The organism is Dorea sp. AGR2135 (assembly GCF_000420885.1).
GTDB lineage: Bacteria > Bacillota > Clostridia > Lachnospirales > Lachnospiraceae > Dorea > Dorea formicigenerans.
Window position 1 is genome coordinate 297373 of sequence record NZ_ATVU01000001.1, and the last position, 13591, is coordinate 310963.

Genomic DNA, 13591 nt, shown 5'->3' on the forward strand with positions numbered 1-13591 from the left:
AAAGCATGAAACAAAGCCATTGACAGGAGGAAGTTATTCATGGGCGAAGTAATTGTTATTACATCAGGAAAAGGCGGTGTAGGTAAGACCACTACAACAGCAAATATTGGTGCGGGACTCTCTTGGTTAGGAAAGAAAGTCATTGTCATTGATACCGATCTTGGTCTTCGCAACCTTGACGTAGTTATGGGACTGGAAAATCAGATCGTCTATAATCTGGTCGATGTGATTGAAGGAACCTGTCGATTGAAACAGGCAGCAATCCGGGATCGCAGATATGAAAATCTCTATCTGCTTCCATCTGCCCAGACAAAAGATAAATCAGCAATTTCACCGGAACAGATGAAAAAGCTGGCTTCAGAATTGAAAGAAGAATTTGATTATGTACTTTTAGACTGCCCGGCCGGAATCGAACAGGGATTCCAAAATGCAATAGCCGGAGCTGATCGTGCTCTTGTTGTCACAACACCGGAGGTTTCCGCAATCCGTGATGCTGACCGCATCATTGGACTGTTAGAAAAAAATCAGATTCACAATAGTTCGCTAATCGTTAATCGCATCCGAATGGATATGGTAAGACGAGGAGATATGATGTCCATTGATGATGTGACTGAAATTCTCTCCATTCCACTGATCGGAGCCATTCCAGATGATGAGCAGGTTGTTGTTGCCACGAATCAGGGTGAACCGGTCATCAGCCTGGATTCCCTGGCCGGAAAAGCCTATACAAATATATGCAAGCGTATTCTCGGCCTTGAAGTACCTTTCTTGAATCTTTCCGGACATCAAGGACTATTTTCAAAACTGTCCGGTGTCTTTCATAAAAAATAGGAGGGTACATACAGCATGTTAAAAAAATCTTCTGTGTCCGTTGCGAAAAGCAGATTGAAACTGCTGATCGTGTCAGACCGCTTAAGCTGTTCTCCGGCAGAATATGAGAACATTTCCAGAGATTTATTCCAGACATTATCCAAATATCTGGAACTTACAGAAGATAACTTTCATGTTGAAATATACAGAACACATATTTTCATTTCATATGTAGGAGAAGAAACGTGAGATTACCAAGATTAACAAAACCTTATAAACTCAGAGATTACAAGTTCAGCCTTGTTCTGCTTATATTTGCATTATCTGTGATTGGCGTTATGGTTGTAGGCAGTGCGAAGGCATCTGTTCAGAACAAACAGCTTTTTGGTGTTTGTGTAGGATTCGTTCTTATGATTATTGTATCTTTGATCGATTATATATGGATTCTTAATTTTTACTGGATTATATACGCAGCCGCAATATTAAGTTTGTTATCTGTACTTGTCTTCGGACACACAGCCAACGGCGCAAAGCGTTGGATTGACTTGGGATTTACAACTTTTCAGCCATCAGAACTAGCAAAAATTCTTTTAATTTTGTTTTTTGCAAGATTTCTTATGGATCACAAAGATGATATTAACGATGCAGTCACATTGATTAAATATGCAGTGCTTGCCGGAATTCCACTTGCTTTAATTCTGGTAGAACCGAACCTTTCTACTACGATCTGCACTGCACTTGTCATCTGCCTGTTGATCTATGTTGGAGGACTGAGTTACAAATTTATCGGAACTGTACTTCTTATATTAGTTCCAGTGGCTATTATCTTTTTAAGTATCGCCGTCCAGCCAAACCAGCCATTTTTGAAAGACTATCAGCAAAAGCGTATTCTTGCTTTCCTGGAGCCTGAAAAGTATGCCAGTGATGAAGCATATCAGCAGAATAACTCTGAGATGGCAATCGGATCTGGTCAGCTTACCGGAAAAGGTCTGAATAACAATACTACTACCTCTGTAAAAAATGGTAACTATATCTCAGAGCCACAGACGGATTTTATCTTCGCCATTATTGGCGAGGAACTTGGGTTCGTTGGATGTTGTATTATTATTGCGTTATTACTACTTGTTGTGATACAATGTATATTAATTGGAATGCGATCGCGGGATCTCGCTGGAAAGATCATATGTAGTGGCGTTGGAGGTCTGATTGGATTCCAAAGTTTTATTAATATAAGTGTAGCAACGAATATGCTTCCGAATACCGGAGTACCGTTGCCATTTATCAGTTATGGCCTGACATCACTTGTAAGTTTATATATCGGTATTGGATTTGTCTTAAATGTCGGACTGCAACAAAAAAAATATCAATAAAGGAGTGAACGCAATGAATATAGGTCTTGTCGCTCATGATTCAAAGAAAACACTGATGCAGAATTTCTGTATTGCTTACCGTGGAATTCTGAGTAAACACGAACTTTATGCTACCGGTACAACTGGAAGACTCATCGAAGAGGTAACGAATCTGAATGTTCACAAATATCTAGCTGGTCCACTTGGTGGAAAGGAACAGCTCGGAGCTCAGATTGCTCAGAATGATATTGATGCATTAATTTTTTTAAGAGAACCGATGAACCCAAAACCTCATGAGCCGGAGGTCAATGATTTATTCCGCCTTTGCGATACCTATAATATCCCAATGGCAACAAATCTTGCAACAGCTGAACTGATTATTTTAGCAATTGACAGAGGAGATTTAGACTGGCGTGAAATGTACAGATAACTCTTCCAAAAGCAGAAGAGCAAGAAATAAACGAAATAAAAGAAAAAAACAAATAAGAAACAGATGGGTCGCATGCCTGTCTGTTATTCTTATGATACAGTGTATTGCAGCTGTCAACATCTATAAAGGCAGCAACAAAACAGAAGCTCTGGTACAGGAATATGAAACTTCCAATTATACAAAAACTTTGTATCGGGGGCAGCTATTTGCCGAGAATCTGTGTACAGCATCTGAAGATATTCCGTTATCTGTTAAATCTTCCGATACTGGTTCTAACTCAGTTTCCCAAAATGCTTCTGCTGCTGGTAATCCACTTGGTTTTGAACCGGAGTCCGTACATGCAGTAGGGCTTTTTGACGTGAATAACGCCGAAACAGATTGTGCTTATAATATTCATAAGAAAATCTATCCTGCAAGTACAACGAAGATTCTGACAGCCCTGGTTGCTTTGGAGAATGGAAATTTATCTGATACGGTCACAGTGGCTGATGAAGCTGATTCTGGTAAATTTGCAGCAGATGAACAGACATGTGGCATCAAAGCAGGAGATCAGCTCACACTGGAAGATCTGTTGAACGGTCTGCTTTTATATTCCGGCAACGACAACGCTGTTGCCATTGCTGACCACATTGCAGGCAGTACAGAAAAATTTGCAGAGATGATGAATGCTGAAGCAAAAAAACTCATGGCAACAAACAGTCATTTTGTGAATCCAAGTGGTCTTCATGACGATAACCATTATACGACTGCTTATGATCTGTATCTGATTTTTAATGAATGTATCAAACATGATGATTTTGTAAAGATTATTAACAGCAGTTCCTATACTGCACATATTACCGGTGCAGATGGAACAAAGCGAGATGTGAAATGGGAGCCTACCAACTATTATGCAAAAAGAGAAGCGACTCCTCCTGATAATGTCACGATCATCGGCGGCAAGACCGGTACAACAAAAGGAGCCGGAAACTGCCTAATTCTCCTTACAAAGGACAGTTCTGGAAATCCCTACATTTCCATTATTATGGGAGCCGGATCAAAGCCTCTTCTTTATCAGGATATGACATCTATGCTCAGTAAAATTTAGTTGCACTAAAAAGGTATATCAAAAGGGGCGTCCTCATAGGGATACCCCTTGGTTTGTTCTTAGCCTGCTTTATGAGCAGACATCTGTCATATCTTTCATGCGACCGTACAAGCTGATCAGGTAAAGTCCACAGATACCTACGATTGTATAGATAATCCTGGATAACCAGGACAGATTTCCAAATAAGAAAGCTACCAGATCAAACCGGAATATCCCAACGAGCAACCAGTTGACAGCCCCGATAATTACAATTGTAAGAGCTGTATTGTCAAACCATTTCATATAGATTCCTCCTTTTTTGTACTACCTATATTATGTACAAAGTTCAAGAAATTATGCAAAAGGACCATATTTATGTATTACACTTATTCAGATTATTTGAAAAATAAATATCATGAAAAGGTTTATAAACTTCCTGTCAATCTTCCTGTTACCTGCCCAAACCGTTTAAACGGAGCATGTGGCTGCGATTTCTGTGCGGAACAGGGAACAGGATTTGAAGCTTTAAATCATCAATTATCTGTGACAGAACAATTAACTCTGACTCGAGAAAAGATTGAAAAAAAATATCATGCACATAAATTTATTGCTTATTTTCAAAACTATACGAATACATTTTTGCCCATTGACAGATTTGAAAAATATATGCGGGAAGGTGCAAGCTTTCCGGATGTTGTAGAAATTTCCATTTCGACCAGACCGGACTGTATCCGCTCTGATTATTTGGAAATTCTTGAAAAAATCCGTTCAGCATTTCAAGTAGAGATTACTTTGGAACTTGGACTTCAGACTGTAAATTACCATACATTAAGAAATATACATCGCGGACATACATTAGCCGAATTTATGGATGCTATGTGGATGATTCGAGATTATCACTTTGACACCTGTGCACATGTTATTCTCAACTTGCCAGGTGATGATCTGATGGATGCTATTGAATCTGCAAAGATACTGTCTGCACTTCAGGTCAGCACAGTCAAACTCCATTCTCTCTATATTGCTAAAAACACAAGGTTGTGTGAAGCTTATGAAAATGGTACAATAACTCTGTGTTCAAAAGAAGAATATATCACACGTGCAATTACATTTTTGGAATACCTTAATCCAGAAATTGCCGTGGAACGGCTTTTCAGCCGTATTCCCGAAAATGATGCCGTTTTTTGTAACTGGGGCACAAGCTGGTGGAAACTAAAAGATGAACTACTTAGCACGATGCAGAAAACAGACAGCTACCAGGGAAAAATGTATCATTATTTACATGGAGCAGCTTTAAGGTCTTTAGATGGCTCTGATAATTTATAGTACTTTGTCTGCTTTGCAGATTTAAATATTACGATTTGTCTAAGAATCTTGAATCATTAAAAGGAGGCCGACGTTGGCAGAAAATCATACTACAAACATTACTGCATTTCGGAAAAAATGGAATATTAATATCGGAATTGTCATCTTTGGAGTGGTATTCATATATCTGCTTGTCACGGTTCTTATGTACCTGACAAGTAAGCATATTTCGGCATATGAAGTCAGAGAGGGCAGCATTTTAAAAGATAATGCCTATACCGGACTGGCAATCCGCAATGAAGAGGTCGTGACTGCCGAGCAGTCAGGTTATATTAACTATTTTGTGTCAGAAGCCAGCAAAGTTGGTGCAAAAACAAAAGTATATTCTCTTTCTCCAAAACAATTAGAATTTAATGACACAGTTTCTACAGATTCACAGGAACTGACTGCCGAAGAACGAGATTCCATCTATTTAAAGACCCAGTCCTTTAGTGAAAATTACAATGGCAGCAGTTTCAACGAGGTTTATTCTTTAAGAGATGAAATTTCCTCTGTTCTGGAAAGCAAATCTAATCAAAGTCGTCAGGCACAATTAGATGAGATGGTACAGGCAGGTACTGACGGGCTTCAGGTATTCAATGCTCAGTCCGACGGTGTGATTCTTTATTCTACAGATGGATATGAGAATCTGACCGTCAGTGATGTCACTGCTGATATGCTTTCAAAAAAGAACTATAATTCCGTAAGCATAAAAAACAATTCAAAGGTAAATTCCGGAGAAGCTATCTATAAACTTGTGAAAGATGATGACTGGTCACTGGTCATTCCACTGGATGATAAAACAGCTAAAAATCTGGCTGATATGAAAAGCGTAAAGGTTCAGTTCACAAAAGATCAGGTGAAAGAACGTGCCTCTTTTCAAGTATACAGTGCCAAAAACACAAACCTTGGTATCCTTACATTTCATACTTCCATGGTCCGCTATGCGAAAGACCGTTATCTGGATATTGAATTAATTTTAGAAGATGAATCCGGACTTAAAATTCCAAAGTCCTCTGTGACAAAAAAAGACTTTTATCTTGTACCGGAAAATTATCTGACACAAGGCGGCAACAGTAAAGAAACTGGTGTTTTAATCCATAACGATTCTGACGATGCCCAGTTTAAAAAAGTTGATGTCTATTATCGAGATACAGAAACTGGCATGGTTTATCTGGATCCAAATGCATTTGATAAAAATACAACTTTAATAAAACCTGATTCAACTGAAACATACAAGCTTAAGAAAACAAAATCTTTACAGGGAGTCTATAATATCAATAAAGGATATGCTGTATTTAAACAAATCCATATACTGTGTGAAAGTGATGAATACTATATCGTTGAATCTGGAAATTCCTATGGTCTGGCTAATTATGACCATATTGCACTTGTTGGCAAAGATGTAAGAGAAAATGATATTGTTTATTAAGGAGCTGATAAAAATGTTAAAAGAAAATCTGGAAAATGTAGAACAGAAAATTCAGGCTGCGTGCGAAAGAAGTGGGCGTGACCGCTCAGAAGTTACTCTGATCGCAGTCAGTAAAACCAAACCGGCAGAAATGGTCCAGGAAGCTTATGATCTTGGAATCCGTCTTTTCGGTGAAAATAAAGTTCAGGAAATCATGGATAAGTCGGAGGTACTTCCTGCTGATATTCACTGGCATATGATCGGCCATCTTCAGCGCAACAAGATCAAATATATCATTGATAAAGTGGATTTGATTCATTCTGTTGACAGTTTGAGACTTGCCGAAGCGATTGAAAAAGAAGCAGCTAAGAAACATCTAATTGCAAAAGTCCTGATTGAAGTAAATGTAGGAAGAGAAGAGAGCAAATTCGGATTTCTTCCGGAAGAATTAGATGATTTTGTTGAAAAAGCTTCTGATTTTTCACATATTCAGTTTATGGGACTCATGACAAGCGCTCCATTTGTTGATAATCCAGAAGAAAATAGACCAATTTTCGCAGAATTAAGGAAATTATCTGTTGACATAGCGCGTAAAAACGCCCATAATATGTCTATGAGTATACTTTCCATGGGTATGACCAATGATTATGAAGTTGCAATTGAAGAAGGTGCAACAATGGTTCGTGTGGGAACAGCCATTTTTGGTGCCCGTAATTATGCTCAAACAAACGTAAGATAGGAGATATTACAAAATGGGAGTATTAGATAAGTTTTTGGACATCATGAAGTTAAGCGATGATGATGAGTATGATGAAGATGACTTCTTTGATGATGACGAATATGATGATGAATACGAAGAAAAGCCAAAAAAGAGTATCTTCCGCAGAGAAAAGACTCATGATGAAAGCGACGAAGACGATTACGAGCTTCCTGCCAAGTCTCAGCAGCGTCCGGCCCGTTCTAATAATAAAGTAACTCCGATGCGTCAGCCAGCACGTCGCACAGGTGTAAGCATGGAAGTCTGTGTTATTAAACCGACATCTGTAGAAGATGCCAGAGAGATCACCGAAACATTATTAAGCGGACGTACTGTTATTCTGAATCTGGAAGGACTGGATCTTGAGGTTGCTCAGAGAATCATTGATTTTACATCTGGTGCTACATATGCAATCAGTGGAAATCTTCAGAAGATATCCAATTACATCTTCCTTGTCACACCTACTAATGTTGACATTTCCGGAGATTTACAGGATTTACTGAACACTTCTCTTGACACATCTTCAATGCGTACAAGATTTTAATTAAAAGTTTTTCAGAGTATTTCTAATAGTGAGTGTTTATGAATAAAGAGGAACAATTATTGGAAAAACGGCTGATTGAATTATCTAATCTTGCATTCAGCCGTGATATTGTTACATTTTCAGATTTTCTGAATTTGAATGAATTGAATATCCTGCACAGGACCCCGAAAGATCAGTTTAAAGCGAGGTTCGAAACGTATGGAGGTTATGAGTTAGCAGAGCGTCAGATGGTTGCATTTCTACCTGATGCTCTTTATTATGACTACGGTTACCCAATGCAGGCTCTTAAGATCTGTCCGGTGAACAAGCGTTTTGCGGAAGATCTGACACATCGTGATTATCTGGGGGCTATTATGAATCTTGGAACCAGTCGTACCAAGATCGGTGATATTATTCAAACAGACGATGGTGCTATTGTTTTTGTAAAAGAGGAGATTTCAGACTATATTATGAAAAATCTCACACGGATCAGGCATACAACTATCACCGTGGAACGCAGAGAACTTTCAGATATTTCCTATGAACCTCATTTTGAGGAATTGAAAGGAACAGTTCCTTCCGTACGCCTCGACACTGTGCTTTCGGTCGCATACCCACTTTCCCGGAGTAAGCTGACCACATATATCGAAGCTGCAAAAGTGTTTGTAAACGGTAAACTGATCACGAATAATGGCTATCATCTGAATGAAGGCGATTTGATTTCCGTCCGTGGACTTGGACGAATCGCTTATGCAGGAATTCTGTCCGAGACAAAAAAAGGACGTTACATGATTTCTCTTAGAAAATATATTTAAAATATCCGGAATATGACAGTATTTTTGAAACTTCGAATCAGAAAGGACTTTTATAAATTATGGATTCAATAAAATCACGTGGCAGACATTATATTTCAGCGATATTACTTGTGTTAGTTGGTGTATGGTTCGATCAGTTCACAAAAACTTTAGCTGTGGATCATCTAAAAGGGCAGGATCCTTTTATTCTGATCAAAAATGTGTTTCAGTTTGAATACCTAGAGAATCACGGAGCAGCATTTGGCATTCTGCAGAATAAACAGATTTTCTTTTTTATCATTGTACTGATCATTTCAGTATTTATTATCTGGTTCTATCTGCATGTCCCAATGACAAAAAAACTACTGCCATTACGAATTTGTGCCGTATTTATTTTCTCTGGTGCAATTGGTAATTTTATTGATCGGTTAAAACTAGGATATGTCGTGGATTTCTTTTATTTTAAACTGATCGACTTTCCAGTTTTCAATGTAGCTGACATCTATGTAACAGTCGGAACATTTATACTTGCTTTTTTATTGTTGTTTTATTATAAGGAGGAAGACCTTGACAGAATATTTCACAGTTGAAAATGAAGAAGGAGACCGTATTGACCGTTATCTTGCTGAGGAGATGCCGGAACGATCTAGATCATATCTTCAAAAATTAATTAAAGAACAATATATTAAAGTCAACAACAAGCCTGTAAAAGCCAATTACAGGCTTGTTTTAGGTGACAGGGTAGAAGTATGTATCCCAGAGGCAAAAGAACCCGATATCAAGCCAGAAAACATTCCTCTGGACATTTTATATGAAGATGAAGATGTAATTGTCGTCAATAAGCCAAAACAAATGGTAGTCCATCCTGCCCCTGGGCATTACAGTGGAACATTGGTCAATGCTTTAATGTATCATTGTGGTAATGAGCTCTCCGGTATCAACGGCACTTCCCGTCCCGGAATCGTACACCGCATCGATATGGATACAACCGGTTCTCTGATCATCTGTAAAAATGACATGGCTCACCAGAGCCTTGCTGTGCAATTAAAAGAACACTCTATTAATCGAATTTACGAAGCCATTGTACATGGAAATATCAAAGAAGAAGAAGGAACTGTAAATGCTCCTATCGGACGTCATCCAACAGATCGTAAGAAAATGAGCATCCATGCTAAAAATGCAAGAAATGCCATTACCCATTACAAAGTGCTGAAACGCTTTGGCAACTACACTTATATCCAATGTAAGCTTGAAACCGGGCGTACACATCAAATTCGCGTACACATGGCAAGTATTGGACACCCACTTCTCGGTGATCAGGTATATGGCCCCAAAAAATGTCCATTTTCCAAGCTCGTAGGGCAGACCCTGCATGCTAGAACACTTGGATTTATCCACCCACGTACTAATGAATATATTGAAGTAAATGCTCCTTTACCTGATTATTTTTTGAATTTATTAGAGAAATTATATACAACTTAATACAAAAAATCAGATTATCCGCATAAATACAGTATTTAAGGACTATTCATCAATCAAAAAAGCAATTATTTTACCACGAATTTACCATGATTGAATGAGCCTTGATATGACAGCAAAAGAACAAGGGAGATTGCACAAAAGCGTGTACCTCCCTTTTCTTATTATTCGTATGAACCTTTATTTCTATATTTTTTTCTCGAGCACACTACTGATAATGATTAAAATAATCGGCTGGATTGCAATGATACTTCCGACAATAATAGCTGGAATGATGTAGTCTAAACAAATAAATATTATCATGCAAAATTTGAACATGAGAAACGCCAAAAACGGCACTGAATAAAATAGCAAGTCCAATATCTACCATTTCAGGAAAATTTGTAACCAAAATTATCACAATCAAAAACAACGAAACAATATAACCGATATACCAAATCTGACCCTTATTTTTCATCTTCACTTTCCTCCTCATAGATAAAAATTTCTTCAACAATAAAAAAATATATCCAAGAACAAGAAAAGCACGACATTGCAATGGATAAGTTAAGTGTAAAAGAATATGAAGACCCTTTTAAGGGTTAATGCCAAGTAGTAACAATGCCCCTTAAGGGGTAGCGACGAGTCAGGAGCAATATGGCTTGAACGGAGCTGTGGGAAGGCTGTGTAAACAGAATTCTCATAGCCGAAAGAGAAAGCCAGCGCCTTGAGACGCTGGACTAGTAACAAGGGCTTATAGCCCTAGAGCAAACCACCCGTTGGACGGGTGATCCTGATTTACTTTAATTTGATTAAAGTACGTATTAATATATAATATGCTTAGGATAAGGAAGATTTTAAGAAATATCTAAATCAATCGGCTCATCCAGATGTTCAGAAACATATTTCCCATTTTTCTTTCGTTGTCGGACGCATTCAGTCAGAAGATATTCAATCTGACCATTCACAGAACGAAAATCATCTTCTGCCCAGGCTGCAATTGCGTCGTACAATTTGTTGGAGAGGCGCAGAGGAATTTGTTTCTTCTTGTTATCTTTTTCAGCCATAATTAGTACAGGCTTCCAGAATTAATAATTGGTTGGGTGTCATGGTTACCACACAGAACAACTAGTAGATTAGATACCATAGCAGCCTTACGTTCTTCATCCAGTTCTACAACATCTTTTTCATTTAATTGATTAAGAGCCATTTCAACCATTCCGACAGCACCATCAACAATCATTTTTCTTGCATCGATGATTGCAGAGGCTCGCTGACGTTGAAGCATAACAGCGGCAATTTCAGGGGCGTAAGCAAAATAAGTGATTCTTGCTTCAATAATTTCAAGACCTGCATCGGACACTTTATTCTGAATTTCTTCGCGGATTCTTGCGGCAACAATCTCACTGGAGCCACGCAGACTTCCTTCATCTGCCTGACCATCCCCCGTTGTATCTACATCAGGTGCAGTATCATGTGGGTAGATGCGGACAATATTACGAAGAGCACCATCACATTGCAGGGAAAGATATTCTTTGTAATTATCTACATTGAACGCTGCTTTCGCTGTGTCCACTACGCGCCATGTGACAGCAATCCCGATTTCAATTGGATTTCCGAGACAGTCATTAATTTTCTGACGGGAATTATTGAGTGTCATAACCTTGAGAGAAATCTTTTTGCTTGAAGATTCTTCTGATGTTCCGGTTGTAGAAATTCCTAAAATGTTAGAAAGATTTGCATTTTTCTTTGCATTATTATCAACATCACCACTCTGACTTAATTTTGTTTTGGAAGCAGGATTTACACTTGTACAGAAAGGATTCACAAAATAGAATCCAGCCTCTTTAAGTGTCCCCACATAATTGCCGAAAAAAGTAAGTACGAAAGCTTCCTGTGGTTTAAGGACTTTCAGACCGAGGAATGGAACCCATCCAATAGTAAGCCAGATAATACTGATAATCAATACAGTAATAGCAGGTGCAGTAACTGAAAATCCCTTGGATATAGCAGAAAAAATACATCCGGCAATTGCAATCATATAAAGGAAAGAAAAAAGCAGAAGCATTCCCATTCCATTCTTTTTAGTTGACAATATTTTCTCATTCATCTTGATTCCTCCTTTGAAATAGAACGAAATTTATTTGATATCATCTCTTGCGGAAAAGTCAATATACTAAAAATAAAAGATTAATAGTAAGGGATAAGAGTCATTGCAGTTGTCGATACTTTTGAGGCGTAGATCCTTTCAGCTCTTTAAATTTTCGAATAAAATAACTTACATTTTCAAATCCGCAGTCCAAACTAATCTCCAGTACGCTCTTAGTAGTATCTCGCAACATTTCACAAGCCTGTTCGATACGGTATTGAATCAGGTATTTCATTGGCGGCATACCAGTGATATCTTTGAAAAAACGGCATAGGTATTGGCTGTTACATTCCGCAATTTCAGCAAGGTTATCCAAAGAAATATGTTCAGGATAATGCAATTCCATATAGGAAACAAGTTTTTTGTAGCGTGCAATTTTCTGGCGTTCACAGGATGAAAGTGTATCGTTTTTCTGAAGAAAAACAGATATTAAACTAAGAAAAACCGCATAAATACAGTATCTAACGACAAAATAGCAAAAAGAAAATAGGGAAAATTACAACGAAATTACAACAAATGAAAGAGCCTTATGTAACGACTTATACAAAGAAATACAGAGTTATAAGAAATCGACGCTTGAAAAAAGAGCGTCTTTTTCTATGTCGTGAAACGGCACACTATCTCATTTCTGCCTGTTCGTTATCAACGTCTTAGCTCATAGCTTGTCAAGAGCCTGTTGCAACGCAATGCGTCAGCACTCTTTACAAGCTGTGTGATAAGGCGTATCTTCTCAATGGCAGAAATCGAATAATGATAACAAATGAATATATTTTAACGAAAGCATTTTACTTTTACAGTAAGGTGCTTTTTTTGTTTATGATACTTTTCTATATCCATAGCAAAGGAGGATTGATAATAAATGGCAGAGATTTATGGATATGTTCGGGTTTCCAGCATAGACCAGAACGAAGAACGACAGATTGTTGAACTCTCAAAGCGGAACGTGCTTTCTAAGAATATCTACATAGACAAGCAGTCTGGAAAGAGCTTTGAACGTCCACAATATAAAAAGCTCGTCAGAAAGCTAAAACAAGGCGATTTACTTTATATCCTAAGTATTGACCGTTTAGGCAGGAACTATCTTGAAATACAGGAACAATGGCGAATACTGACGAAAGAAAAAGGGATTGATATATGCGTCATAGACATGCCCTTACTGGACACCAGAAATGGGAAAGACTTAATGGGTACGTTCATTGCCGACCTTGTGTTACAGATACTATCCTTTGTCGCACAAAATGAACGTGAGAACATCAGAAAAAGACAGGCACAAGGCATAGCGGTGGCAAAGGCAAAAGGAATTAAATTCGGCAGACCAGAAATCACGCTTCCAGAGAATTTCGGAGAGCTTGTCCATGAATGGGAAAAGAAAAGGCTTCCTCTGTCGGAAGTCTTGGAAATATGCAAAATGAGCGAAGCTACATTCTATCGGAAATTAAGGGAATACCGCCTATTACAGCGGAAATAGTCTGTTCTGAACTCTCAAAAGGTACACCTTTT

Annotated in this window: 18 protein-coding genes and 1 pseudogene; 14 read left to right on the forward strand and 5 right to left on the reverse strand. The window is 38.2% G+C overall.

From position 1 onward, the window contains the following. Positions 1 to 39: 39 nt before the first annotated feature. The 5 genes from minD to G593_RS0101425 are packed head-to-tail and all read left to right on the forward strand — an operon-like array spanning position 40 to position 3676. A complete protein-coding gene (gene minD, locus G593_RS0101405; RefSeq protein ID WP_029730485.1) occupies positions 40 to 831 on the forward strand; it encodes a septum site-determining protein MinD in 792 nt (263 codons plus the stop codon). A gap of 15 nt (positions 832 to 846) precedes the next feature. Continuing rightward, the gene (locus G593_RS0101410; RefSeq protein ID WP_005336389.1) at positions 847 to 1059 is read left to right on the forward strand and encodes a cell division topological specificity factor MinE; all 213 of its coding nucleotides are present in this window, start codon (positions 847 to 849) and stop codon (positions 1057 to 1059) included. Next, positions 1056 to 2180, forward strand: a complete 1125-nt coding sequence (locus G593_RS0101415; protein ID WP_029730486.1) for an FtsW/RodA/SpoVE family cell cycle protein — start codon at positions 1056 to 1058, stop codon at positions 2178 to 2180. The genes G593_RS0101410 and G593_RS0101415 overlap by 4 nt, the downstream gene beginning before the upstream one ends. Positions 2181 to 2193: 13 nt before the next feature. After that, positions 2194 to 2589 carry a methylglyoxal synthase gene (locus G593_RS0101420; RefSeq protein WP_005336385.1) on the forward strand — a complete coding sequence of 132 codons (396 nt, stop codon included), beginning with the start codon at positions 2194 to 2196 and terminating at the stop codon, positions 2587 to 2589. Further along, positions 2573 to 3676 (forward strand): D-alanyl-D-alanine carboxypeptidase family protein, encoded by a 1104-nt coding sequence (locus G593_RS0101425; RefSeq protein WP_029730487.1) that lies wholly within the window; start codon positions 2573 to 2575, stop codon positions 3674 to 3676. Before G593_RS0101420 ends, G593_RS0101425 begins: the two co-directional genes overlap by 17 nt. 69 nt (positions 3677 to 3745) lie before the next feature. Here G593_RS0101425 and G593_RS0101430 read toward each other — a convergent pair whose 3' ends face one another. Further along, a complete protein-coding gene (locus G593_RS0101430) occupies positions 3746 to 3958 on the reverse strand; it encodes a DUF378 domain-containing protein (protein ID WP_005332750.1) in 213 nt (70 codons plus the stop codon). 72 nt (positions 3959 to 4030) lie between these two features. Here G593_RS0101430 and G593_RS0101435 point away from each other — a divergent pair, with 72 nt between their 5' ends. The 7 genes from G593_RS0101435 (at position 4031) to G593_RS0101465 (ending at position 9966) form a co-directional block, all read left to right on the forward strand. Beyond that, positions 4031 to 4981, forward strand: coding sequence for a TIGR01212 family radical SAM protein (locus G593_RS0101435; RefSeq protein WP_029730488.1), 951 nt, complete (start codon positions 4031 to 4033; stop codon positions 4979 to 4981). A gap of 73 nt (positions 4982 to 5054) precedes the next feature. After that, positions 5055 to 6431, forward strand: a complete 1377-nt coding sequence (locus tag G593_RS0101440; protein WP_029730489.1) for an HlyD family efflux transporter periplasmic adaptor subunit — start codon at positions 5055 to 5057, stop codon at positions 6429 to 6431. 13 nt (positions 6432 to 6444) lie between these two features. Beyond that, positions 6445 to 7149: a YggS family pyridoxal phosphate-dependent enzyme gene (locus tag G593_RS0101445; protein ID WP_005336373.1), complete on the forward strand. Its 705-nt coding sequence runs from the start codon at positions 6445 to 6447 to the stop codon at positions 7147 to 7149. Between the two features lie 13 nt (positions 7150 to 7162). Further along, complete coding sequence (locus tag G593_RS0101450; RefSeq protein ID WP_005332757.1) at positions 7163 to 7711, forward strand: cell division protein SepF; 549 nt, start codon at positions 7163 to 7165, stop codon at positions 7709 to 7711. A gap of 38 nt (positions 7712 to 7749) precedes the next feature. Further along, positions 7750 to 8505, forward strand: coding sequence for a YlmH family RNA-binding protein (locus G593_RS0101455; RefSeq protein WP_022278481.1), 756 nt, complete (start codon positions 7750 to 7752; stop codon positions 8503 to 8505). Between the two features lie 59 nt (positions 8506 to 8564). Continuing rightward, positions 8565 to 9074 carry a signal peptidase II gene (lspA, locus tag G593_RS0101460; RefSeq protein ID WP_029730490.1) on the forward strand — a complete coding sequence of 170 codons (510 nt, stop codon included), beginning with the start codon at positions 8565 to 8567 and terminating at the stop codon, positions 9072 to 9074. After that, positions 9052 to 9966, forward strand: coding sequence for an RluA family pseudouridine synthase (locus tag G593_RS0101465; RefSeq protein ID WP_029730491.1), 915 nt, complete (start codon positions 9052 to 9054; stop codon positions 9964 to 9966). Before lspA ends, G593_RS0101465 begins: the two co-directional genes overlap by 23 nt. Positions 9967 to 10171: 205 nt before the next feature. Here the strand turns inward: G593_RS0101465 and G593_RS18295 are convergent, their stop codons facing one another. Next, positions 10172 to 10420, reverse strand: coding sequence for a hypothetical protein (locus G593_RS18295; protein WP_005336361.1), 249 nt, complete (start codon positions 10418 to 10420; stop codon positions 10172 to 10174). A gap of 32 nt (positions 10421 to 10452) precedes the next feature. Here G593_RS18295 and G593_RS20645 point away from each other — a divergent pair. Next, positions 10453 to 10548, forward strand: a pseudogene (locus tag G593_RS20645) (IS200/IS605 family transposase); the annotation flags it as partial. 251 nt (positions 10549 to 10799) lie between these two features. On the opposite strand, the gene G593_RS0101475 reads toward G593_RS20645, so the two are convergent. From G593_RS0101475 to G593_RS21680, 3 genes are all read right to left on the reverse strand, one after another. Next, entirely contained in the window at positions 10800 to 11009 is a 210-nt protein-coding gene (locus tag G593_RS0101475) for a hypothetical protein (RefSeq protein WP_005336360.1), read from the reverse strand. Between the two features lie 2 nt (positions 11010 to 11011). Then, positions 11012 to 12052, reverse strand: a complete 1041-nt coding sequence (locus tag G593_RS0101480) for an SPFH domain-containing protein (RefSeq protein ID WP_029730492.1) — start codon at positions 12050 to 12052, stop codon at positions 11012 to 11014. Between the two features lie 100 nt (positions 12053 to 12152). Beyond that, positions 12153 to 12437, reverse strand: coding sequence for a helix-turn-helix domain-containing protein (locus tag G593_RS21680; RefSeq protein WP_081646461.1), 285 nt, complete (start codon positions 12435 to 12437; stop codon positions 12153 to 12155). A gap of 513 nt (positions 12438 to 12950) precedes the next feature. Here G593_RS21680 and G593_RS0101485 point away from each other — a divergent pair. After that, positions 12951 to 13559, forward strand: coding sequence for a recombinase family protein (locus G593_RS0101485; RefSeq protein ID WP_022356371.1), 609 nt, complete (start codon positions 12951 to 12953; stop codon positions 13557 to 13559). Positions 13560 to 13591 lie beyond the last annotated feature (32 nt).